20 protein-coding genes are annotated in these 22,532 nt (G+C 59.9%); 10 read left to right on the top strand and 10 right to left on the bottom strand.

Going from position 1 to position 22,532, the window contains the following annotated elements; translation table 11 throughout:
* The first annotated feature begins 345 nt into the window (after window positions 1–345).
* A complete protein-coding gene (locus NJC40_RS19665; RefSeq protein WP_253140874.1) occupies window positions 346–2,004 on the top strand; it encodes a nitrite/sulfite reductase in 1,659 nt (552 codons plus the stop codon).
* Window positions 1,988–2,482 carry a DUF934 domain-containing protein gene (locus tag NJC40_RS19660; protein ID WP_045490934.1) on the top strand — a complete coding sequence of 165 codons (495 nt, stop codon included), beginning with the start codon at window positions 1,988–1,990 and terminating at the stop codon, window positions 2,480–2,482. Before NJC40_RS19665 ends, NJC40_RS19660 begins: the two co-directional genes overlap by 17 nt.
* Before the next feature lie 493 nt (window positions 2,483–2,975).
* Here the strand turns inward: NJC40_RS19660 and sohB are convergent, their stop codons facing one another.
* The gene (gene sohB, locus NJC40_RS19655) at window positions 2,976–4,001 is read right to left on the bottom strand and encodes a protease SohB (protein WP_253140875.1); all 1,026 of its coding nucleotides are present in this window, start codon (window positions 3,999–4,001) and stop codon (window positions 2,976–2,978) included.
* A gap of 248 nt (window positions 4,002–4,249) precedes the next feature.
* Here sohB and NJC40_RS19650 point away from each other — a divergent pair, with 248 nt between their 5' ends.
* From NJC40_RS19650 to NJC40_RS19640, 3 genes are all read left to right on the top strand, one after another.
* Entirely contained in the window at window positions 4,250–4,567 is a 318-nt protein-coding gene (locus tag NJC40_RS19650) for an SCP2 sterol-binding domain-containing protein (protein WP_045490930.1), read from the top strand.
* 192 nt (window positions 4,568–4,759) lie between these two features.
* Window positions 4,760–5,527, top strand: a complete 768-nt coding sequence (locus NJC40_RS19645) for an SDR family oxidoreductase (RefSeq protein WP_045490928.1) — start codon at window positions 4,760–4,762, stop codon at window positions 5,525–5,527.
* A gap of 105 nt (window positions 5,528–5,632) precedes the next feature.
* Window positions 5,633–6,412 carry a TSUP family transporter gene (locus NJC40_RS19640; protein ID WP_045490926.1) on the top strand — a complete coding sequence of 260 codons (780 nt, stop codon included), beginning with the start codon at window positions 5,633–5,635 and terminating at the stop codon, window positions 6,410–6,412.
* Here NJC40_RS19640 and nudC read toward each other — a convergent pair.
* Window positions 6,380–7,210 (bottom strand): NAD(+) diphosphatase, encoded by an 831-nt coding sequence (nudC, locus tag NJC40_RS19635; protein WP_253140876.1) that lies wholly within the window; start codon window positions 7,208–7,210, stop codon window positions 6,380–6,382. The two genes, NJC40_RS19640 and nudC, sit on opposite strands and share 33 nt — an antisense overlap.
* Before the next feature lie 25 nt (window positions 7,211–7,235).
* Window positions 7,236–8,048, bottom strand: a complete 813-nt coding sequence (locus tag NJC40_RS19630; RefSeq protein WP_253140877.1) for a crotonase/enoyl-CoA hydratase family protein — start codon at window positions 8,046–8,048, stop codon at window positions 7,236–7,238.
* Between the two features lie 221 nt (window positions 8,049–8,269).
* Here NJC40_RS19630 and NJC40_RS19625 point away from each other — a divergent pair, with 221 nt between their 5' ends.
* Entirely contained in the window at window positions 8,270–9,754 is a 1,485-nt protein-coding gene (locus tag NJC40_RS19625) for an ATPase domain-containing protein (protein WP_253140878.1), read from the top strand.
* On the top strand, window positions 9,751–11,775 hold the full coding sequence (locus NJC40_RS19620; protein WP_253140879.1) for a response regulator: 2,025 nt from the start codon (window positions 9,751–9,753) through the stop codon (window positions 11,773–11,775). The genes NJC40_RS19625 and NJC40_RS19620 overlap by 4 nt, the downstream gene beginning before the upstream one ends.
* A 44-nt stretch (window positions 11,776–11,819) precedes the next feature.
* Here NJC40_RS19620 and NJC40_RS19615 read toward each other — a convergent pair whose 3' ends face one another.
* The 5 genes from NJC40_RS19615 to NJC40_RS19595 all read right to left on the bottom strand — a co-directional run bounded on the left by NJC40_RS19615 (window position 11,820) and on the right by NJC40_RS19595 (window position 18,556).
* The gene (locus NJC40_RS19615) at window positions 11,820–12,197 is read right to left on the bottom strand and encodes a response regulator (RefSeq protein WP_045490917.1); all 378 of its coding nucleotides are present in this window, start codon (window positions 12,195–12,197) and stop codon (window positions 11,820–11,822) included.
* 166 nt (window positions 12,198–12,363) lie between these two features.
* Entirely contained in the window at window positions 12,364–13,563 is a 1,200-nt protein-coding gene (locus NJC40_RS19610; protein WP_253140880.1) for a hybrid sensor histidine kinase/response regulator, read from the bottom strand.
* On the bottom strand, window positions 13,557–14,168 hold the full coding sequence (locus NJC40_RS19605) for a chemotaxis protein CheB (RefSeq protein WP_253140881.1): 612 nt from the start codon (window positions 14,166–14,168) through the stop codon (window positions 13,557–13,559). Before NJC40_RS19605 ends, NJC40_RS19610 begins: the two co-directional genes overlap by 7 nt.
* Window positions 14,165–14,986: a CheR family methyltransferase gene (locus NJC40_RS19600; protein ID WP_492180400.1), complete on the bottom strand. Its 822-nt coding sequence runs from the start codon at window positions 14,984–14,986 to the stop codon at window positions 14,165–14,167. Before NJC40_RS19600 ends, NJC40_RS19605 begins: the two co-directional genes overlap by 4 nt.
* A gap of 48 nt (window positions 14,987–15,034) precedes the next feature.
* Window positions 15,035–18,556, bottom strand: a complete 3,522-nt coding sequence (locus NJC40_RS19595; RefSeq protein ID WP_253140883.1) for a response regulator — start codon at window positions 18,554–18,556, stop codon at window positions 15,035–15,037.
* Between the two features lie 254 nt (window positions 18,557–18,810).
* Between NJC40_RS19595 and NJC40_RS19590 the strand changes: the two genes are divergently transcribed.
* The 3 genes from NJC40_RS19590 to NJC40_RS19580 all read left to right on the top strand — a co-directional run bounded on the left by NJC40_RS19590 (window position 18,811) and on the right by NJC40_RS19580 (window position 20,703).
* Window positions 18,811–19,176 (top strand): response regulator, encoded by a 366-nt coding sequence (locus NJC40_RS19590; RefSeq protein WP_253140884.1) that lies wholly within the window; start codon window positions 18,811–18,813, stop codon window positions 19,174–19,176.
* Complete coding sequence (locus tag NJC40_RS19585) at window positions 19,163–20,476, top strand: glycosyltransferase (protein ID WP_253140885.1); 1,314 nt, start codon at window positions 19,163–19,165, stop codon at window positions 20,474–20,476. The genes NJC40_RS19590 and NJC40_RS19585 overlap by 14 nt, the downstream gene beginning before the upstream one ends.
* A gap of 65 nt (window positions 20,477–20,541) precedes the next feature.
* Window positions 20,542–20,703: a hypothetical protein gene (locus tag NJC40_RS19580; protein ID WP_253140886.1), complete on the top strand. Its 162-nt coding sequence runs from the start codon at window positions 20,542–20,544 to the stop codon at window positions 20,701–20,703.
* 53 nt (window positions 20,704–20,756) lie between these two features.
* Here the strand turns inward: NJC40_RS19580 and NJC40_RS19575 are convergent, their stop codons facing one another.
* Both NJC40_RS19575 and NJC40_RS19570 read right to left on the bottom strand, forming a co-directional pair.
* Entirely contained in the window at window positions 20,757–21,311 is a 555-nt protein-coding gene (locus NJC40_RS19575) for an MgtC/SapB family protein (RefSeq protein WP_253140887.1), read from the bottom strand.
* A gap of 411 nt (window positions 21,312–21,722) precedes the next feature.
* The gene (locus tag NJC40_RS19570; RefSeq protein ID WP_253140888.1) at window positions 21,723–22,469 is read right to left on the bottom strand and encodes an SDR family oxidoreductase; all 747 of its coding nucleotides are present in this window, start codon (window positions 22,467–22,469) and stop codon (window positions 21,723–21,725) included.
* Between the last annotated feature and the right edge of the window lie 63 nt (window positions 22,470–22,532).

The following is a 22,532-nucleotide window of genomic DNA, read 5'->3' as shown; positions in this document are numbered from 1 at the left end:
CAGCTTTGTGTGGGTTGCTCATCGCATCGCCTTTTATCGGTCTTGTGGAGGAATGCAGATGGAAAAATAAGAGATAGGTGCAGTTAAGACGTCCTTTAACCATACTTCAAGTGCGGGCATGACCGATGGCGTGATGCATATCGCTTTTAGCGATTTGCATATATATAAACATCACTTTTACCGATATCAGCAAGCTGGTATCTTCGCCACCGCTCCGCATGGAGTGCGCGACCGTGCGCGCAGAAGCAGAATTGTCCAGATGGTGCCGGACCCGGAGCAGCCCCACCCGAATGGGACGTGACCGGCCACCGCGCAGCATTATTGAAGCCTGAGAGCAGGACCTATATGTACGTATACGATGAGTACGATCAGCGAATCGTCGAGGACCGCGTCAAGCAGTTCCGTGACCAGACCCGCCGCTACCTGGCCGGTGAGCTGAGCGAAGAAGAGTTTCGGCCACTGCGGCTGCAGAACGGCCTGTATGTCCAGCGTTTCGCGCCGATGCTGCGCGTGGCGGTTCCTTATGGTCAGCTGAACTCGCGCCAGGCGCGCATGCTGGCCAAGATCGCCCGTGACTACGACAAGGGCTACGCCCACATCAGCACCCGCCAGAACGTGCAGTACAACTGGCCGGCACTGGAAGACATCCCGGATATTCTCGAAGAGCTGGCCACCGTGCAGATGCACGCCATCCAGACCAGCGGTAACTGCCTGCGCAACGTGACCACCGACCAGTTCGCCGGTGTGGCGGCCGATGAAGTCATCGACCCGCGCCCCTGGTGTGAGATCGTGCGCCAGTGGACCACCTTCCACCCTGAGTTCGCCTACCTGCCGCGCAAATTCAAAATTGCCATCAATGGCGCAGCCAGCGACCGCGCCGTGATCGAGATGCACGACATCGGCCTGGAGCCGGTGCGCAACGAAGCCGGTGAGCTGGGCTTCCGGGTACTGGTGGGTGGCGGCCTGGGCCGCACCCCGGTGATCGGCGCGTTCATCAACGAATTCCTGCCGTGGCAGGACCTGTTGAGTTACCTGGACGCCATCCTGCGGGTCTACAACCGCTATGGCCGTCGCGACAACAAGTACAAGGCGCGGATCAAGATCCTGGTCAAGGCGCTGACGCCTGAAGTGTTCGCCGAGAAGGTCGAGGCCGAAATGGCCCACCTGCGTGGCGGCCAGACCACCCTGACCGAAGCCGAACTGCAGCGCGTTGCCAAACATTTCGTCGACCCGGCCTATAAAACGCTGACTAACCAGGATGCGGAACTGGCCGCACTGGAAGCCGAGCATCCGGGCTTTGCCCGCTGGCGCGTACGCAACACCCTCGCGCACAAGAAACCCGGCTATGTGGCTGTTACGCTGTCGCTCAAGCCTACCGGCGTAGCACCAGGTGATGTCACCGACAAGCAGCTCGACACCATCGCCGACCTGGCCGACCAGTACAGCTTCGGTTTCCTGCGCACCTCCCACGAGCAGAACATCATTCTCGCTGACGTTGAACAATCGCGCCTGTTCGAGCTGTGGAACGTGCTGCGCGAAAACGGCTTCGCAACGCCGAACATCGGCTTGCTCACCGACATGATCTGCTGCCCGGGCGGTGATTTCTGCTCGCTGGCCAACGCCAAGTCGATCCCGATCGCCGAATCGATCCAGAGCCGTTTCGACAATCTGGACTACCTGTTCGACATCGGCGAACTGGACCTGAACATCTCCGGCTGCATGAATGCCTGTGGTCACCACCACGTGGGTCATATCGGCATCCTGGGCGTGGACAAGAAAGGCGAAGAGTTCTACCAGGTGTCGCTCGGTGGCAGCGCCAGCCGTGACGCCAGCCTGGGCAAGATCCTTGGCCCGTCTTTCGCCCAGGAAGTCATGCCTGACGTGATCGAGAAGCTGATCAACGTGTACATCGAAAAACGTACCGAAGACGAGCGCTTTATCGACACTTACAACCGTATTGGCATCGACCCTTTCAAGGAGCGCGTCTATGCAGCGAATCATTAAGAACAACGAAGTCGTCGATGAAACCTGGCACCTGCTACCCAAGGACACGACCTTTGACAGCCTGTCGAACTGCGACGATCTGATCGTACCGCTGGTGCTGTGGCGTGAGCACGGCCATGCCCTCAAAGCCCGCGACGGCGGCCTGGGCGTGTGGCTGGACAGCGATGAAGAAGCCGAGGAAATCGGTGATGACGTGCAGCACTTCCAGGTCATCGCCCTGAACTTCCCGGCCTTTACCGACGGACGCAGCTATTCCAATGCCCGACTGTTGCGCGATCGCTATGGTTTCAAGGGTGAACTGCGCGCCATCGGCGATGTGCTGCGTGACCAGTTGTTCTATCTGCGCCGCTGCGGCTTCGATGCCTTTGCCATCCGCCCGGACAAAGACCCCTATGAGGCGCTGGAGAGTCTGAAGGACTTCTCGGTGACCTATCAGGCCGCCACCGACGAGCCGCTGCCGCTGTTCCGTCGTCGCTGATTGCTGTTGCTGTACTGCAAAAGCCCGGCCCCTGTTGAAGGGGCCGGGCTTTTTTGTTGGGTGTTTTGCTGTTGTGGGAGGCAGCTCTGCTGGCGAAGCACTCTTGCCATTTCGAGCGATGGAAAATCCCTTTTCGCGGCGTCTGGGCGGCAGGTTTCGCCCTGCTGGGCGACCTACTTTTTTCTTGGAAAAAGTAGGCAAAACCGCCTGCTCCTGGCTTGGCCCTTCGGGTTCCCTCGCTCCGGTGCCGATTTGGCGGTCGGCACGATGGGCATCCCTGCCCAGCGCGCCTAAAACCGGCTTCCCTGCCGGTTTTCCCACCAAATCGACACCTCCACTCGGCCAGCGCCCAAGTCGCGATTGGCGTCGTCTGTGCCATCTGTGCTCAAAGAAACCAAAAGTGACCCGCTGTAAAAGTGGAAAGCTGACTAAAGACCAACATCAATGTGGAGGATGTACACCAACACCAACACCAACACCATCCACCTATAAGTCAGGACCAAAACCGCTGCTGGCTCAACCGCTCCCACCAGCGCAGCGCAATGCCATCCAGCGAAACCGCCGCCGCCATGCCGACCCGCTCTTGCAGGCTCTTGCGCTGGGCGTAATGCAGGTGGAAGACCTCGGCATCCTTGGCCTTGTCGGCCAGGTACTCGTCGCTGGTCTTGAGTTCGTCGACCAGTTGTTTGTCCAGCGCCGCCATCCCCAGCCAGACCTCGCCGGTGGCCACTTCATCGATGTCCAGTTGCGGGCGGTAGCTGGCGACAAAGCCCTTGAACAGTTCGTGGGTGATTTCCAGGTCCTGCTGGAACTTCTCCCGGCCCTTTTCGGTGTTTTCGCCAAACACGGTCAGGGTGCGCTTGTATTCACCGGCGGTCAGCACCTCGAAGTCGATGTCGTGTTTTTTCAGCAGGCGGTTGACGTTGGGCAGTTGCGCCACCACACCGATGGAGCCGAGGATAGCGAAGGGCGCGCTGATGATCCGGGTGCCGATGCAGGCCATCATATAGCCGCCGCTGGCCGCGACCTTATCGATGCAGATAGTCAGTGGGATGCCGGCCTGACGCACCCGCGCCAGTTGCGAAGATGCCAGACCGTAGCTGTGCACCAGACCGCCGCCGCTTTCCAGACGCAGGACAACTTCATCCTTGTCAGTGGCCAGGCTCAGCAGTGCGGTGATTTCATGACGCAGGCTCTCGGTGGCCGAGGCCTTGATATCGCCATTGAAGTCCAGCACATAGACCCGCGACTTGGCCTCGGGCTGCTTCTTTTCCTTCTTCAGCGCTTTGCTCTGCTCTTTGCGCAATGCCTTGAGCCGGGCCTTGTCGAGCAGCAAATGCTCCAGACGCTCACGCAGCCCCTTGTAAAAATCATTGAGCCGGGTGACCTGCAACTGCCCGGCCGTCTTGCCACGCCCTTTACTGCGCAGCGAAGCGATGGCAACCAGTACCACCACAATGGCAACCACCAACGTGACGGTCTTGGCCAGAAAGCTGGCGTAATCGGCAAAAAAATCCACGGCGACTCCTTGATTGCTGGCGCGCTCTCTATAGCGGGCACGCGATGAACAAGCATACCGAGCAGGCCGATCAACCACCAGCCGACAAACGTGTGCAAACATTGAAACAGCTAATTCAAACAGCTGTATGATTTCAGGTTGACAGGCCCGTGCCATGCCCCTAACCTCGCCTGCACCTGCACATTGCGGGACGATACCGATGGCAGCCGCTCGCACGAGCGCAGCCCACTTCCAATAAGGATCGACACATGACCTCAGTAGCCGATGCAGTCCAGAAAATGCACGCCAAGTTCAATCCTGACGCCGCCAAAGGCCTGGATCTGATCTTCGGTTTCAACGTCACCGACGAAGACAAACACTTTGCCCTGATCATCAAGGACAGCACCTGCCAATTGCAGGAAGGCGAAAACCCTGACGCCAACGTCACCCTGATCATGGACAGCGAAACCCTCAAAGGCATCGTCAGCGGCGAGACCGACGGCATGCAGGCGTTCATGGGCGGCAAGCTGCGCATTGAAGGCGACATGATGCTGTCGATGAAGCTCAGCGAGCTGTTCCCGCAATAATTTGGCCGGGAAAACAAAAAACCGAAGCCTGCGCGCTTCGGTTTTTTTATGCCTGCTTAACGGGCATGAAGAGCAGTTCGCCCGTAGGAGCGGCTTCAGCCGCGAAGGATGCGCAAATGGTGGTTCGCGACTAAAGTCGCTCCTACGCACTATTACGCGCATCCACACAATCGCTGAAATCCGGGAGTAACCATGGCCAGAACCACCCTGTTCGATCTCGACGGCAAGATTGCTCTGGTCTCCGGGGCCAGCCGGGGTATCGGTGAGGCGATCGCCCGGCTGCTGGCCAGCCAGGGCGCTCATGTCATTGTCAGCAGCCGGCGCCTGGAAGGCTGTCAGCAGGTAGCCGCGAGCATCATCGCCGACGGCGGCATGGCTACTGCGCTGGCCTGCCACATTGGCGAACCGGAGCAGATCGAGCAACTGTTCGCCATGATTCGCGAACGCTTCGGGCGACTGGACATCCTGGTCAACAACGCCGCCACCAACCCGCAGTTCTGCCATGTACTGGACACTGACCCTGCTGCCTTTCAGAAAACCGTCGACGTCAACATTCGCGGCTATTTCTTCATGTCGGTGCAGGCCGGCAAGCTGATGCGCGAGCACGGCGGCGGCAGCATTATCAACGTGGCCTCAATCAATGGTGTTTCGCCCGGTGAGTTCCAGGGTATCTATTCGATCACCAAGGCGGCGGTGATCAATATGACCAAGGTGTTCGCCAAGGAGTGTGCGGCGTTTGGCATCCGCTGCAATGCCCTGCTACCAGGCCTGACTGACACCCGCTTCGCCTCGGCATTGGTCAGCAACCCGGCGATTCTCGACCAGGCGCTGGGTCATATCCCGCTCAAGCGTGTGGCCGCGCCTGATGAAATGGCCGGTGCGGTGCTGTATCTGGCCAGCGCCGGGTCAAGCTATACCACTGGCGCGATACTGAATGTCGATGGTGGGTTTCTGTCCTGATCGGGGTGCAATAACTGACGTCAATCTGACAGCGGCCGGTGATGAGAGGTAGAATGTCGGCCCTTCAGGGCAGCCATTGCGCCCTTCTGCCGACAAGTCCTTGCCATGCCTTTTGAACTCAGTGTTGACCCCCTCACGCTTGCCGTGCTCGCCGTCGTGGCTTTTGTGGCCGGTTTCATCGATGCCATTGCCGGCGGCGGCGGATTGCTTACCACGCCTGCGTTAATGACCGCCGGCCTGCCGCCGCATATGGTGCTCGGCACCAACAAGCTGTGTGCCACCTTCGGCTCGGCCACCGCCAGCTTCACCTATTTCCGGCGCAAGCTGTTCGATCCCTCGCAATGGAAGCTGGCGTTGATCAGCACCGCCATCGGCGCACTGCTGGGTGCGGTAATCGCCCATTACCTGCCTGCCGAGTGGATCAACCAGATGCTGCCGCTGATCGTCTTCGGCTGTGGCCTGTACCTGCTGTTCGGCGGTACGCCCAAAGCGCCGACCGACAGCAACGCGCCGATCAAACAACTGCGCCAGATCCCGCAAGGGCTGGGCCTGGGCTTTTACGATGGTGTGGCCGGCCCCGGCACCGGTGCGTTCTGGACGGTCAGCACGCTGATGGCTTACCCCATCGACCTGGTCAAGGCCAGTGGCGTGGCACGCAGCATGAACTTCGTCAGCAACGCCATGGCCCTGACAGTGTTTGCCGTCTCCGGCCAGGTGGATGTGATTCTTGGTGTGCTGATGGGCCTGGCGGTCATGGCCGGTGCTTACTTTGGCGCTGGCACGGCAATCAAGGGCGGTGCCAAATTCATCCGCCCGGTATTCATCATCATGGTCCTGGCGCTGACCGTGCGGCTAGCCTGGCAGCACTGGTTCGGCGGCGCCTGAGCGGCGCGCCAGGTACAGCTCGATCAGGTGGCGGGCAATCGAGCGGCTGGCCGGTAGCGGCGGCAGATCAAAGATGCTGAACCAGCGGGCATCTTCGATCTCGTCGGGCTGCGAGACAATCTCGCCGCTTTCGTATTCGGCATGAAAGCCGAGCATCATCGAGTGCGGAAACGGCCAGCACTGGCTGCCCACGTACTGAATGTTGCGCACCTTGACCTGCACCTCCTCCATCACCTCACGGCGCACGCAGTCCTCGGCAGACTCGCCCGGTTCGGCAAACCCGGCCAGGGTGCTGTAGACGCCGCTGACGAAACGCGGCGAGCGGGCCAGCAACACTTCATCGCCGCGGGTGATCAGCACGATCATGCTCGGCGCGATACGCGGATAGAAGCGCAGCTCATCATCGGCGCAGTACATCGCGCGCTCGCCGGACACCTGCACGGTGGGCTTGCCACAGGCGCCGCAGAAGCGGTGCTCGCGAGCCCAGGTAGCGATCTGCGCGGCGTACCCCAGCTTCTGGTAGACCGCAAAATCGCCCTCCAGCATAAACTGGCGCAGACCTTGCCAGGCCAGTCCTTCGACCTCTACGGCGCGCTGCAGCACCCAGACATACACCGGCTCACCGTCGAAATGGCCGATGCCATGTTCACAGAGCAAGGGTAATTGCAGGCCGGCCAGCCATTGCCGGGAAAACAGCACGCCCTCTTCACTCAGTAAAAAGCCCTGCGGGCTGCATACCACGGCACGCCCGTCAGGCAATTGCGGGTCGAGCACGGCGGTGGTCCAACGGCGGGTCATCAACACACTCCTGTCCAGGCCGGGTTCAATCGTCGAACACCGGCTTTTGCTTGTTCATCTGCGCCAGCATGGCCAGCTTGAGATCGGGCGATTGCAGCATGGACGCGTTCCAGATGGCAACGTGTTCCAGGCCATCATTGATCCGGTGATCGCGCATGTAATCGATCATGCGTTTGGTGCCTTCAATGGCAATCGGCGATTTTTGCGCAATCTGTCGGGCCAGGGCCATGACTTCTTCAAGCAATTGCGCTGGGTCGGTAAAAACCCGGTTCACCAGGCCAATACGCTCGGCCTCGGTAGCATCGACGGTGCGCCCGGTGTAAGCCAGCTCGCGCAACAGGCCATCGCCGATGATGCGCGGCAAACGCTGCAAGGTGCCGACGTCGGCGGCCATGCCCATGTCGATCTCGCGGATGGCAAATTGCGCGTCCTGCGCCGCGTAGCGCATGTCACAGGCAGCGATCAGGTCGATGGCACCGCCCAGGCAATAGCCCTGAATAGCCGCCAGTACCGGTTTGCGGCATTCGGCCACAGCCGTGAACGACGCCTGCAACTGCTCGATCTTGCGCCGCAGCAGCCGTGCGTTACGCCCGGCGTCAGCGCCCAGCTCACCCGCCACTGCGCCCAGCAGCGCCAGATCAATACCGGAAGAAAAGTGCTTGCCGGCGCCACTGATCACCACCGCGCGGATTTCATCGTGTTCATCGATCCAGTGGAAGATCTCGACGATCTCGCGCCAGAACGCCGCATTCATCGCATTGAGCTTGTCTGGCCGATTGATCTGCAGGTGAGCGACCTTATCAACGAGCTGGACATTGAAAGCTTGATAGTCAGACATGAATGAACCTCTGGCGGGCTAGGCAACGTCGCCGGACTATAACAAGGCAGCCATGACCGTCGTAAGGCGACGCTTGTGCCATTTGCCGGACCGCTTCAAGCGCCTCACCCAAAACAACCTGGCGACTGCCCGGAACCCGTACCCGCGCCTGGTGTCCAGAGACTACGCAGCTAAACTGGCCAGATAGTGGCTGAACGCGCCGAGTATCGAGAGGGCATTCATTGAGTACATCCAAGGCAGCAACCGGCATTGATGGTCTGGACAACATCCTCAGCGGCGGACTTTCCCGCGGGCATGTGTTTCTGCTCGAAGGCGAACCCGGCACCGGCAAGACCACCGTGGCGTTGCAGTTTCTGCTGGCCGGTGCGCAGGCCGGCGAGACCTCGCTGTACATCACGCTCTCGGAAACCGAGGGTGAGCTGCGCGACAGCGCCCGCTCCCATGGCTGGGAGCTGGACGGATCGATCGCGGTCTTCGAGCTGACCCCGCCAGAAAGCCTGCTCAGTGCCGAGCAACATCAAAGCCTGTTGTATTCCTCGGACCTGGAGCTGGGTGAAACCGTGGCTCAGGTGTTTGCAGCCGTCGAGCGGATAAAACCGTCGCGTGTGGTGATCGACAGCCTCTCTGAAATCCGCCTGCTGGCCCAGAGCTCGCTGCGTTACCGGCGCCAGGTACTGGCCATGAAGCATTATTTCGCCCGTTTCGATACTACGGTGCTGCTGCTTGACGACCTGACCACTGACACACTGGACAAGACCGTGCACAGTGTTGCCCATGGTGTGATTCGCCTGCAGGAACTGACCCCGGCCTACGGTGCCGAGCGGCGTCGACTCAAAGTGATCAAATACCGCGGCCAGAAATACCGTGGCGGCTTTCATGACTTCACCATTGCCCAGGGCGGCATCCAGGTGTTCCCACGCCTGGTGGCGGCCGAACACCGCAGTGATTACCAGCGCCAGCAGTACACCAGCGGCATTCAGGAACTCGACGACTTGCTCGGTGGCGGCATCGACAGCGGCTCCAGCACCCTGATTCTGGGGCCGGCCGGCACCGGCAAGTCGCTGATCTCGCTGGTGTTCGCCGTGCAGGCCATGGCGCGCGGCGAGCGCGTCGGCTTGTTCATTTTCGATGAAGAGCTAGGCTTGTTGTACGAACGCATGCGTGCCATGGGCATCGACCTGCAGGCGTTCCAGGACCAGGATCGTTTATGGGTCGAACAGGTGGATGCTGCAGAGCTGTCGCCCGGTGAGTTCTCTCATCGGGTACGCCGCTGCGTTGATCAGCAGCAGATCAAGACGGTCATCATCGACAGCCTCAACGGTTATCAGGCAGCGATGCCGGAAGAGAACGCGCTGGTGCTGCACATGCACGAGCTGTTGCTGTATCTCAATCGTCAGGGTGCCTCGACGTTCATGACCGTTGCCCAACATGGCCTGGTCGGCGATATGCGCACCCCTGTTGATATCACCTATCTGGCCGATACGGTCATCCTGCTGCGTTACTTCGAAGCCATGGGCGAGGTGCGCCGGGCGATTTCCATTATCAAAAAACGCACCGGCACCCATGAGTCAACGATCCGTGAATACAAGATCGGCCAGACCGGCCTGCGCATCGGCACTCCCCTGCATGCGTTTCAAGGCGTACTGCGCGGCGTACCCAGCTACTTTGGCGACAACCATCCGCTGTTGCAGGATGACCAGACGTGATCCCGGCCTTTTCCGAACGTGCGATCATCCTGGCGCCCAACGGGCGCGACAGCCAGATAGCGATAAACATCCTCAACGAGGCGGGTTTACTCGCCAAAGCGGTGCAGGATCTCAACGAGCTGGCCACTGAACTGAACCTTGGTGCGGGGCTGGCGATTATCGCCGACGAGGCGCTGCGCGGCGCCGATCTCAACCCGTTGCTCGGGCTGCTGGCCAGACAGCCGCCCTGGTCGGACTTGCCGGTGGTATTGCTGACCCGTCATGGCGGCCCGGAGCAAAACCCCTCGACCCGGCTGGGCACCCAGTTGGGCAACGTCAGCTTTCTCGAACGGCCCTTTCACCCCATGACCCTGGTCAGCCTGGTGACCACCGCCATACGCGGGCGCCGCCGCCAGTACGAGGCCAGGGGCCGCATGGATGATCTGCTGGAAAGCGAAAAGCGCTTGCAGAACGCCTTGACCGCAGGCCGTCTGGGCTCCTGGCAACTGGAGACCGAGTTTCTGCAACTCAGTTGCTCGGCGATCAGCCTGGCGCATTACGGTCGTCACGAGCACACCCTGTTCAGCTATGACGACTGGCTCGATGCGGTCTATGCCGAAGACCAGCCACGCATGCAATCAGCCTTGCAGCGCAGTCTCGATACCGGCGCCGACTTCATTATCGAGTATCGCAACCTGTGGCCAGACGGCTCACTGAACTGGGTCGATGTGCGGGCCCGGGCGATCCGCGGCAAGAATGGCCAGATCACCGCGCTGGTCGGCGTCACCTCTGATATCAGCGAACGCAAGCAGGCCGAAGTACAACTGCGGCGCCTAAACGAGACCCTTGAACAACAGATCGAAGAACGCACCGTCCAGCTTCGCCAGAATGAAGAAGCGCTGCGCCAGTCGCAGAAAATGGAAGCGGTCGGCCAGCTCACCGGCGGCATTGCCCATGATTTCAATAACATGCTCACCGGCATCATCGGCAGCCTGGAACTGCTGCGTCGGCGTATTGCTCGCGGGCGCACCGATGATCTCGGCGGCCTGATCGATCTGGGGGTGACGTCGGCCAATCGCGCCGCCGCCCTCACCCACCGCTTACTGGCATTCTCAAGGCGCCAGTCGCTGGACGCCAAACCGGTTGAGATGAATCATCTGATCAAGGCCATGGATGAATTGATCCAGCGCAGCGTCAGCGAAAGCATTCAGCTCGATATGCAGTTTGAACCCCGGTTATGGACCGCCGAGGCCGACCCGAATCAGCTGGAAAGTGCACTGCTCAATCTGGTGCTCAATGCCCGCGATGCCATGCCGAACGGCGGCCGGTTGCGCATTGAAACGCGCAACCAGCGCCTGGAGCGGCGCTTCACCGATGCCCATGAAAACCTGTTGCCCGGTGACTATGTATTACTCAGCGTCAGTGACAGCGGCAGTGGCATGCCCGAGCACATCGTCAACCGCGCCTTCGACCCGTTTTTCACCACCAAGCCCATCGGCCAAGGCACCGGCCTGGGCTTGTCGATGATCTATGGCTTCTGCAAGCAATCACGCGGTCATGTTGCCATCGACAGCGAAGTTGGCCGTGGCACCACGGTGAAACTGTTCCTGCCGCGCTACAGAGGCCAGCAAGAGGACGATCAACTGACATTCCAAAGCGCCGCCAGCTATGCCAGGGCCGGCGAAACCGTGCTGATTGTCGAGGACGACCCGGCCGTACGGCGGCTGGTCAGCGAGGTCCTCAGCGAATTGGGCTATGCCTTCGTCGAGGCCGCAGACGCGCCTTCGGCACTGCCGCTGCTGGAGTCAGAGACGCGTATTGATCTGTTGATCAGTGACGTCGGCTTGCCGGGCATGAACGGCCGCCAACTGGCGGAAGTTGCCCGCCAGCTACGTCCTGGCCTCAAGGTGCTGTTTATTACCGGTTATGCCGAACATGCGGCAGTCAGGGGCGAGTTTCTTGGCAGTGATATGCAGATGATCAGTAAGCCCTTCGCCTTCGACCACCTGACCGCCAAAGTGCGCGAGATGATCGAGGCCTGACCCCCGTGCCAGCCCGAGACCGTCGCCGGTCTCTGCTGGCCGGCTCAGGCCAGCAGCTTCTCGATCTGCGTATGCAGGGTTTCCATCGTGAACGGCTTGGCCAGAATCGGCGCCCGGGTAGCGATCGGGCTGCCGGACTCGGCGATTTCCGCCGGGTAGCCACTGATGAAAATAACCTTCAGATCCGGGCGCAGCTTGACCGCTGGCTCGGCAATCATCACCCCGGAAATACCGCCCGGCAGGCGGTAGTCAGTGATCATCAGGTCAAGGTGTGGCCGGGTGGCGAGAATCTCGAACGCCTGCTCGCCATTCTCGGCCTGCAATACACGATAGCCCTCGCCGGACAAATAATCGGCCAGCAGCATCATGATCAGGGGTTCGTCTTCGACGATCAGTACAACGTCTTGCGCATCAACGCTCATGGAACGGCCTTCAATCTTCAAATAGCTGCCAATACGACCACGGTGCACGACGGAGGTTGCGAAGATTGCCTGACAATTTGCGATTGCCGTGAAAAAACCGGCCCCCGCCTGTCACGCCTGCGACAGGACTATGACCCTGCGCACCACCAACGCATATAACCGCCTGTTAAACGACCGGCTGCAACGGCAGGCAGAGGCTGAACGTCGAGCCCTTGCCCTCTTCGCTCTCAACCAGTATCTCGCCGCCGTGGGCCATGACGATCTGTTCGGAAATAAATAGCCCCAGCCCCAGCCCGGCGACTGCATGGCCGGCGTTGACGCGTTCGAATTGCTGGAAGATCCGCGCCTGGTTCTCGGCAGAAATACCAATGCCCTGATCAGTCACGTCGACCCGCGCCTGGTTGCGGCGGCTGTCGACGTAGACCCTGACGGCAATCGGCTTGCCGGCACCATAGCGCAACGCGTTGGTCAGCAGGTTGGCCAGCACCTGTTCGATACGGAACTCATCCCACACGCCAATGACCGCCTCACAGGTGGTCAACTGCAGGCTGCAACCGGCTGCCGCCACTTGCGCGGCAAAATTTTCCAGCAAGTTACCGACCAGTTCACCGAGATCGAACGCGCTGGTGCGAATCGACAGTTTGCCGGTGCGGATCCGCGAGACATCGAGCATGTCTTCGATCAGCCGGATCAGGCTCTGAATCTGCCGCTCGTCCCGCTCGACCATGCCGCGCAGCTTGTCCATGCTGAACGCCGCTTCGTTGTTCTTGGCCAGATGCAGTTTGCGCAGCTGGGTTTCCAGAATCAGTCCGTTGAGCGGCGTACGCACTTCGTGAGAGACAATCGACATGAAGTCGTCGCGCATGCTCACAGCGCGCTGCAGGTCGGCCTGGGCGCTCTGCAGTTGCTCCAGCAGCACCTGCTGTTCCTGGCGGGCCTGTTCAAGCGCCTCGACCTGTTGCTTCATGGCCTTGCGCTGGCGGTACAGCTCGACGAACACATTAACCTTGCTCTTGACCGCATGGATGTCCAGCGGCTTGTGCAGGAAGTCCACCGCACCACTTTCATAGCCCTTGAACGCATAGTTCATCTCGCGACCGGCAGCGGTGACGAACACGATGGGAATACTCTTGGTCTTTTCTGTGCCGCGCATCATCTCGGCCAGCTCGAAACCGTTCATGCCCGGCATCTGCACATCGAGAATCGCCAGGGCGAACTCATGTTGCAACAGCAGCGACAACGCGGCATCGGCCGACAGCGCCTTATAGACGATGCGGTCTTCACGGCGGATCAACGCTTCGAGGGCCAGCAAGTTCTCCGGCAGGTCGTCGACGATCAGCAGTTTTGCCTGGATCTGACTCAGCATGCAATTCGTTCCAATTGGGTCAGCAAGGCCCTGATCTCGGGCAAGGACAACAAGTAATCGGGGGTCTGCAAACGCAGCCCGGCTTCAGGCATGGTCCGCGCTACGGCGGTCTGCGGGTTCTGGATCACGGTCAGGCCGCCAAGCGCCCTGATCCGCGCAAGCCCGCGGGCACCGTCGTCATTGGCACCGGTCAGCAACACACCGGCAAGCCCTGGGCCATAGGCATCGGCTGCCGACTCGAACAGGATGTCGATACTGGGGCGCGAGTGAAACACTTTGTCTTCCTGGCTCAACGACAGACTCAGATCATCCTCCACCGACAAGTGATAGCCCGCCGGCGCGAAATACAGGGTGCCGGCAACAATAGTTTCCTTGTCCCGCGCCTCATGGACCGCAATCGGCAACCGGTTCTGGAATACCTGAGCCAGCTGGCTGCTGCGTTGTTCCGGCAAATGCAGCACCACCAGAATCGGCAGCCGAAAGTCGGCCGCGATGCCCTCGGTAAGTGTGAGCAAAGCCTCGACCCCACCCGCTGACGCCCCGATCACCACCGCCTGCACAACCGGCAGCCCGCCAGCAGCGTGCTCATCGAAGAGGGTTTTCATGACTTGCGGTAGATCCGTTCCGGCTTGATCAACGTCTCGAACACGTCGCTGTAGGCCGAGAAATCCAGTGTTTCCTTGCTGCCCAGCGACAGGAAACCGCGATGACACAGCGAATCATGGAACAGCCCGAACGCCCGATCCTGGAGCTTCTTGTTGAAATAAATCAGCACATTGCGACAAGAGATCAGGTGCGTCTCGGAAAATACGCTGTCGGTCGCCAGGCTATGGTCAGCGAAGGTGACGTTCTCGCGCAGGCTCTTGTCGAAGATCGCGTAATCGTAGGCCGAGGTGTAGTAGTCCGACAGCTCGCCCTGACCGCCGGCCAGTCGGTAGTTCTGCGCCCAGCCGCTTACGCTGTCCAGCGAGAAGATGCCTTGCTTGGCCTTGTCCAGCGAATAGGGATTGATATCGGTAGCGTAAATAATGGCGCGCTCCAGCAGACCCTCTTCACGCAGCAAAATGGCCATGGAGTAGACCTCCTCACCCGTGCTGCAACCGGCAATCCAGATTTTCAGCGATGGGTAAGTGCGCAGCAGCGGCACCACTTCCTGACGGATCGCCAGAAAGTGTGACGGGTCACGAAACATCTCACTGACCGGGATGGTCAGCCATTGCAGCAGTTGCATGAACGCGGCCGGGTCGTGCAGCACCCGCTCTTGCAAGGCCGAGATGGTGCCGCACTCGAACTGACGCAGGGCATGTTGCACCCTGCGTTTGATCGAAGCACCGGAATACTCGCGAAAATCGTAGCTGTATTTGAGGTAAATCGCCTCAATCAACAAGCGCAGCTCGATATCGACGTTTTTGTCATAGGACATGTACAAACCTGAGCAGGTAAATCAGCGTGCTGCTTTGGCCGCACGCACTTAAATACGTTCCATTTTCGGCAGCCATACCCTGATCAGCGAAAACAGCCGGTCCAGATCAATAGGTTTGGCCAGATAATCATTGGCCCCGGCCTGCAAGCAACGCTCCTGATCGTCCTTCATCGCCTTGGCGGTGACCGCAATGACCGGCAGTTTGCGCCAGCGCGGATCCTTGCGAATCTGCGCGGTGGCTTCGAAGCCGTCCATCTCCGGCATCATCACATCCATCAGCACCAGGTCGATATCCGGAACCTCGTTAAGACGGTCGATGGCTTCCAGGCCATTGCGCGCCACTTCCACCACCGCGCCCTTATGTTCCAGGGCGCTGGTCAGGGCGAAGATATTGCGCACATCGTCATCGACCACCAGGATGCGCCGCGCCTCGAACACCTTGTCGCGGCTGCGGGCGGTCAGCAGCATCTTCTGCCGTTCGTTGGACAACTGCGACTCGACCTTGTGCAGGAACAGCGTCACTTCATCGAGCAGCCGTTCCGGCGAGCGTGCGCCTTTGATGATGATCGAACGCGAATACTTCATCAGCTCGGCTTCTTCATCCCGGGTCATATTGCGCCCGGTGTAGACAATCACCGGCGGGAACGACCGAATGCCTTCGCCGGCCATGCGTTTGAGCAGTTCGTTGCCGAGCATGTCCGGCAGCTTCAGGTCGATGATCATGCAGTCGTAGACGTGCTCGCGCAGCAGGTCCAGCGCCTCCTGGGCAAAGCCCACCGCGGTGATCTCCACGTCGTCATCACCGATCAGTCGGGCAATGCTGTCGCGCTGCAACGCATCGTCCTCGACCAGCAGCACACGCTTGAGCTTCTGGGTCAGCTTGGCCTCAAGCTTGGCAAACACATCCTTGAGTTCTTCACGGGTGGTGGGTTTGACCGCATAGCCAATGGCGCCCATATGCAGCGCCGCTTCCTGACGGTCCTCGACAGAAATCACATGAACCGGAATATGCCGGGTGCCGGGCTGTTCCTTGAGGCGCTGCAACACGGTCAGGCCAGAGTGATCCGGCAGGCGCATGTCGAGCAGGATCGCATCGGGCGAGTATTGCACCGCCAGATCAAACCCTTCATCGGCCGCATGGGCGACCAGGCAGCGGTAACCCAGTTCGTGCGCCAGGTCGAAGAGGATCTGCGCGAACGTCACGTCGTCCTCGATCACCAGAATGCAACGCCCCACAAAGGGTGCCAGCTCACGATCATCGGCGAATGCCGGCAGCGCTGGCTCGCCCGGCTCTGGCGGTGCGAGCGCCGGTTGCGGGGTGCTGACCGGCAAGGCTGCAGCGCTGAAACCCGCCGAGGGTGTGCTGACCACCGGACTAATGACGTGCTCACTGCCCTCGCCGGAGGCGACCCAGACCTGGGGCATCAACAGGGTGAACACGCTGCCTTTGCCCAACGTACTCGAGACGCTGATCGAACCACCCAACAGGGCGGCCAGATCACGGGAAATCGACAGCCCCAGCCCGGTGCCGCCATATTTACGATTGGTGGTGCCATCAGCCTGATGGAATGCCTCGAAGACACTGAGCTGCTGATCAGCGGCGATCCCGATCCCGGAGTCACAGACAGCAAACGCCACGCCGCCCTCAGGCCGCGCCGAAGCGATCAGGCTGACGCTGCCCCGCTCGGTGAACTTGACTGCGTTGGACAGCAAGTTCTTGAGAATCTGCTCCAGGCGCAACGCGTCGGTGTGCAACAGCGCAGGCGTACCGGGTTGCAGCTCGACACTCAATTGCAGCTGCTTCTGGCGGGCCAGTGGCTGGAACATCCGTTCAAGCCCTTCGAGCAGTCGCTCCAGGCTGCAGTTTTCCGGCCGCACCTCAAGTTTGCCGGCCTCGACCTTGGCGATATCGAGGATATCGTTGATCAGGTTGAGCAAATCATTGCCCGCCGAATAGATCGACTCGGCAAATTTGACCTGTTCGTCACTGAGGTTGCGGGTCGGGTTCTCCGCCAGCAGCTTGGCGAGAATCAGCGAACTGTTGAGCGGCGTACGCAGCTCATGGGACATGTTGGCCAGGAACTCTGACTTGTAGCGGCTGGAGCGCTGCAATTGGTCGGCACGTGCCTGCAATTCGATCTGCGCATTGCTCAGTTCGTCATTGTTGCGGTCCAGAGCATCACGCTGCTCGGCCAGCGCCTGGGCCTGCTCAGCCAACTGCACATTGGTCTGCTCCAGTTCAGCCTGCTGGGTTTCCAGATGTGCCTGGGATTCCTTGAGGATCCGTGATTGCTCTTCCAGCTCTTCATTGGCGGTGCGCAATTCTTCCTGCTGCACCTGCAGCTCTTCATTGAGCTGCTGGGTCTCGCTCAGCACCTCTTGCAGCCGCTGCCGATAACGCGCCGCTTCGATGGAGGTACCGACATTGCCGGCCACCAATTCAAGAAACTCGATGTCACGCTCAGCCAGAGGACGCAGAAAGCCCAGCTCAATGACGCCGTTGACCTGCTCGTCATTGCGGGTCGGCACAATCACCACGCTGGACGGGTTGCCAGTGCCCAGCCCGGAACTGATCTTGAAATAGTCGGTGGGCAGCGAATCGAGGGTCAGGATCCGTTGTTCATCGACCGCCTGACCAATAACCCCTTCACCGGCGTACAGCGATTGCTCGTGTTGTTCCTGCTCGCGAGAAAAACCGTAAGCGGCCACCCGGACCAGACCGCCGTGCTCCTGGCGCACGTACACCGCCGCCACCGCAGCGCCCATGTAGCGGGCAAAGAACTGCAGCACATTGCGGCCGACCAGATTGAGGGTCAACTGACCGATCACCTGCTCGGCCAGCTCACTCTGACCGTTACGCAGCCAGGCGACCTTCTCCAGACGCTCGGCATTGTCTTCCTGCAGCTTCAGATTGGTGCCGTAAGTGTTTGACAAGGTGAGTAAATCGCGACGCCCCATCCAGGCCAGGATGGCACTGACACTGAGTACGAAGACCAGGTAGAGCGTCACCGAAAGAATGGTGATACGCGTAACGTCAGCGTTGCGATTGAGGCGCAGCTGCTGCTCCATGGCCACCGCCTGGTCGTACTCGCCACGGATCTGATCGGTGATCCGCTTGCCACGCCCATTACGCGTCGGGGTCAGGAAATCACCCGCGCTGCGGCGCAACTGGATCATCTCCTGGGCAAAGCTGTCCCACTCATCCTGCAGGGTCGACAGGCGGCGGAAGCGGTCCAGTTGCGTCGCATTGTCGCTGACCAGCGTCTGCAAACCTTGCAGCTCGGCCTTGAGCAGCGGCCGGGCGACCTCATAGGGGTCGAGAAACTGCGCGTCGCCGGTGAGCAGGTAACCACGCAGGCCGGTTTCCATATCAATCGACAGTTTCAGCGAGCGGTTGGTGTTGTTGATCACCCGATCGGTGTGCTCGACCCACTGGATCGCGGCCAGCAGGTAGTTGATCAGAATGATGAAAAACACCGCGCTGAGCACGCCGACACCCAGCGGCAGGCTGACGTTACGTCCGAGTAATTTGCGAAAGCGCTGCTCATCGACAGTGGACAGACGATTCATGAAAAATCCCTGATGGCCCGGTGAAATGACACAGTGTGACGCAAACTTAACAAAAAGATTCCGTTTTCGCCCATACGGGATTGAAATTTCAGACATAAATTGGCAATAAGTCGCCTGCATCACAGAATGGCGACAAGCAACCGGAGCAGTACTATGGCGCAGAGCCATTAAGGGAACTTCTGAGGGTGTTTTACTTACAGACATAGGGAGCCACCGCAGTGCGGCTTTCAATGCCATTTTTTAGGGAGTTACCCATGCCTGCCCAGACCAGCACCATTCTCGTGGTCGAAGATGACGACATCGTGCGCATGCTGATTGTCGATGTTCTGGAAGAACTCGAGTACGCCGTGCTGGAAGCCGAAGACGGCGCTGCAGCCCTGAAAACGCTGTCTGACAGCGCAATACATATTGATCTGCTGATGACCGATCAGGGCCTGCCTGACATGAAAGGCACCGAGCTGGCCGGCCAGGCGCGGCAGATCCGCCCGCAGGTGCCGGTATTGTTCGCCAGCGGCTATGCAGAAATCATCGATATTCCCGAAGGCATGCATTCAATCGGCAAGCCCTTCTCCATCGACCAGTTACGCGACAAGGTAAAACACATTCTTGGCAACCCATGATCTGCACCACCGCGACGGACAACTGACCCGCCTGTTGTTTATCGGTTACGTCTGGCCCGAACCGCGCTCTTCTGCCGCCAGCGGCCACGTGATGCAACTGCTGCAATGCTTCATCGAACAAGGCTGGCAGATCACCTTCGCCAGCCCGGCCACTGAAGGGCCGCACAAGGCCGACTTGCGCAGCCTGGGGATCGATGAATGCAGTATCGAGCTCAATAACAGCAGTTTCGACAGCTTTATCAGCGAACTTGACCCGCACATCGTGGTGTTCGATCAATTCATGATCGAGGAGCAATTCGGTTGGCGGGTCGAAAAGCAGTGCCCTGATGCACTGCGCATCCTTGAGACCTCGGACTTGCAGAGCCTGCGCCATGCGCGCCAGGCAATCCTGCGAGATATCCTCAAGGCTGATGCACAAGGCGCTGATTTAACCGAGCTTTTCAAGCCGGATCACGACGGGTTATTTACCCGTATGGCCGCCAGCGACCTGGCTCAGCGCGAGATCGCCGCGCTGTACCGTTGCGACCTGAACCTGATGACCTCTGACGTTGAGATAAAACTGCTCAACGAGCATTTTGGCTTTGCGGCGCAACTACTGCACTGGTGCCCGTTGATGCTCGAAGGCAGCCCGGCCAGCCAGGCCGGGTTTGCCGAGCGAGCGCACTTTCTGAGCATCGGCAACTTTCGCCACGCGCCGAACTGGGACGCAGTGCTGTGGATGAAAAATGCCGTATGGCCGCTGATCCGCAAACAACTGCCTGAAGCACAGTTGCATGTCTATGGCGCTTACACGCCGCCCAAAGCCACCGCGCTGCACAATGCGGCGCAGGGTTTTCTGGTCAAGGACTGGGCCGAGGATGCCTTGCAGGTCATGGCGGCAGCCCGGGTGTCCCTGGCACCACTGCGCTTCGGGGCTGGCATCAAAGGCAAGCTGATCGATGCCATGCTCTGTGGCACGCCGTCAGTGACCACTCCGATCGGCAGTGAAGCCATGCACGGCACCCTGCCCTGGCCCGGCATGATCGCTGAAACGGCGCAGGCCATTGCCGACGCAGCCGTGCAGCTGTACCGAAACCAGCCGAGCTGGGAGCAGGCGCAGCGCGACGGCTGGCAGTTGCTGCAAGCCCGCTATCGCTACCAGACACATTGCGCGAGCCTGATCGGACGCATCGAGCAGTTGCGCAATGACTTGCCACGCCATCGCCTGAATAACTTCACCGGGGCCATGTTGCGCCACCATCAGCACAAAAGTACCCAGTACATGGCGCAATGGATCGAGGCCAAGAATCGGCTGGCGTGAATCCGCGGGAATTTTGCCCGCAGCGGCAAATCGAACGATAGACATTCCCCCGCCAGGAGAGCCCGATGAACATTCCAATCCCGCCTGAAGCACCGGATCCGAATATCGACGATCCGGTTATTCCTGTTCCGCCAACCGAAGAGGATCCACCGCCCATTGCCCCGCCTGCCGACAAGGGCACACCGATAGGCGACCCACCCAGCGAAGAAGCACCGGCGAAACTATGAGCGCAGCGGAGGCTGACTGCCAGCCTCCGTCCAGACACTGTGTAGACAGCTTCTCAGGACACTTCCTGGCGGTCGGCATGCTCATTGCCTGACTCAGCCCCGTCGCCATGATTCTTTTGTTTAGGTTCATGACGGTCCACGACATGCGGCACCAGGCTGAGGATGGCCAGTGCCAGCAAGGTGCTGAGAATCGCCATGACCTCCCGGCCCATGCCGGCGGCCACGCCGATCGCGGCGGTCATCCACAATCCTGCAGCGGTGGTCAGGCCCTTGACCTGGGAGATGTTTTTGGCATGCTCCTTGAGGATGGTACCGGCACCAAGAAAGCCGATGCCGGCGACGATACCCTGGATGACCCGGCTCAAGGCAGTGTCGTCGGCACCGGCCATGTCCGGGGCAAGAACGAACAAGGCGGCACCCATGCTGACCAGCATGTGGGTGCGAACACCGGCGGCCTTGCCGCGATGCTCACGTTCGAAACCGAGGATCCCGCCAAGGATCGCAGCGGTGACCAGGCGCAGTGTCACGCGTGTCAGCTGTTCTATGTCAGTGACGTCGGCAAACTCGGATTGTACGGTTGCCAGTACCTGTTGCCACCACGAATTCATGACCGCTCCTTGGCGTGGGTTTATCGCGGTCACATTAGGGGTTGTCGGCCAGCCATGCAAATCTGCCAAACCTGCGTGGCCGGTTATTGATCCCCGTAGGAGCAGCTTCAGCTGCGAAGCCTGCGCGGCTGAAGCCAATACTGTTCAGATAAGCACTGCATGCCTTTGTGGGAGCAAGCTCTGCTCGCGAAGAGGCCGGTAAAGTCACAGCAGATGTAGTGTTTTTACTGGCCTCTTCGTCGGAATGCCACCCAGACCAAGGTCGCTCACCGAGGTGTGTTAGTGACTAATTGAAGAGTATTGCGGCTAAAGCCGGTCCTACGGGGCTCCATGTTTGCTGCGCGACAGCGCGACGCCGAGGCGGCGGGCGATCTCCTACGCGATACCCATTAAAAATCAGTGGCTTTCAATTCAGCGCCCGCCGCCGACATCAATAAACGTGCCGGTCGCATAGGACGCCTTGTCCGAGAGCAGCCAAATGATCGCCTCGGCCACTTCCTGCGCGGTTCCGCCACGGCACATCGGCAGGTCGCCTTCGAGCTTGCTGACCCGGAACGGGTCGCCCGAGTGAACGTGAAAGTCGGTAAAGATATAGCCCGGACGCACCGCGTTGACCCGAATGCCCTGCCCGGCAACCTCTTTGGCCAGGCCAATGGTAAAGGTATCCAGCGCGCCCTTGGACGCCGCATAGTCGACGTACTCGTTCGCCGCCCCCAGCCGTGAGGCCACGGAGCTGACATTGACGATACTGCCGCCCTGCCCGCCTTGCTCCGGCGACATGCGCAGCAGTGCGTGTTTGCTGCACAGGATCGGGCCGACCACGTTGCTCATCATGATCTTGAGCAGACGAAACTCCGACATGTCTTCGACCCGCGAGGCGTGGGAGATGCTTGCCGCATTGTTAACCAGGTGGGTGACCGGCCCCAGTTCGGTATCGATCCGGGAATAGAGGCGAATGATCTCGTCCTCGTTACTGACATCGGCCTGCACGGCAATCGCCTGCGCGCCCAGTGCGCGGACCTGGCTACAGACCTGCTCGGCAGCACTGTGATCAGAGAGATAGTTGATACAGATTCGATAGCCTTCAGTGGCAGCCAGCAATGCGGTGGCGGCACCGATGCCACGAGAACCGCCGGTGACGAGAAGCACTTTTTCCATATTTTTTTCTTGTGGTCCGATTGAAAACGGGAGTACCCGACTGCCTGAGCCGTACTGGCAATC

Origin of the sequence: Pseudomonas sp. 21LCFQ02 (assembly GCF_024129895.2) — a bacterium.
In the GTDB taxonomy this organism is placed as follows: domain Bacteria; phylum Pseudomonadota; class Gammaproteobacteria; order Pseudomonadales; family Pseudomonadaceae; genus Aquipseudomonas.
This window is presented reverse-complemented; position numbering and strand designations above follow the sequence as displayed.

Bases quoted from the DNA above. Each gene is read 5' to 3' on its own strand.
- NJC40_RS19665 (WP_253140874.1), top strand. From the start codon at position 346: ATGTACGTATACGATGAGTACGATCAGCGAATCGTCGAGGACCGCGTC.
- NJC40_RS19660 (WP_045490934.1), top strand. From the start codon at position 1,988: ATGCAGCGAATCATTAAGAACAACGAAGTCGTCGATGAAACCTGGCAC.
- NJC40_RS19650 (WP_045490930.1), top strand. From the start codon at position 4,250: ATGACCTCAGTAGCCGATGCAGTCCAGAAAATGCACGCCAAGTTCAAT.
- NJC40_RS19645 (WP_045490928.1), top strand. From the start codon at position 4,760: ATGGCCAGAACCACCCTGTTCGATCTCGACGGCAAGATTGCTCTGGTC.
- NJC40_RS19640 (WP_045490926.1), top strand. From the start codon at position 5,633: ATGCCTTTTGAACTCAGTGTTGACCCCCTCACGCTTGCCGTGCTCGCC.
- nudC (WP_253140876.1), bottom strand. From the start codon at position 7,210: ATGACCCGCCGTTGGACCACCGCCGTGCTCGACCCGCAATTGCCTGAC.
- NJC40_RS19630 (WP_253140877.1), bottom strand. From the start codon at position 8,048: ATGTCTGACTATCAAGCTTTCAATGTCCAGCTCGTTGATAAGGTCGCT.
- NJC40_RS19615 (WP_045490917.1), bottom strand. From the start codon at position 12,197: ATGAGCGTTGATGCGCAAGACGTTGTACTGATCGTCGAAGACGAACCC.
- NJC40_RS19610 (WP_253140880.1), bottom strand. From the start codon at position 13,563: ATGCTGAGTCAGATCCAGGCAAAACTGCTGATCGTCGACGACCTGCCG.
- NJC40_RS19605 (WP_253140881.1), bottom strand. From the start codon at position 14,168: ATGAAAACCCTCTTCGATGAGCACGCTGCTGGCGGGCTGCCGGTTGTG.
- NJC40_RS19600 (WP_492180400.1), bottom strand. From the start codon at position 14,986: ATGTCCTATGACAAAAACGTCGATATCGAGCTGCGCTTGTTGATTGAG.
- NJC40_RS19595 (WP_253140883.1), bottom strand. From the start codon at position 18,556: ATGAATCGTCTGTCCACTGTCGATGAGCAGCGCTTTCGCAAATTACTC.
- NJC40_RS19590 (WP_253140884.1), top strand. From the start codon at position 18,811: ATGCCTGCCCAGACCAGCACCATTCTCGTGGTCGAAGATGACGACATC.
- NJC40_RS19580 (WP_253140886.1), top strand. From the start codon at position 20,542: ATGAACATTCCAATCCCGCCTGAAGCACCGGATCCGAATATCGACGAT.
- NJC40_RS19575 (WP_253140887.1), bottom strand. From the start codon at position 21,311: ATGAATTCGTGGTGGCAACAGGTACTGGCAACCGTACAATCCGAGTTT.
- NJC40_RS19570 (WP_253140888.1), bottom strand. From the start codon at position 22,469: ATGGAAAAAGTGCTTCTCGTCACCGGCGGTTCTCGTGGCATCGGTGCC.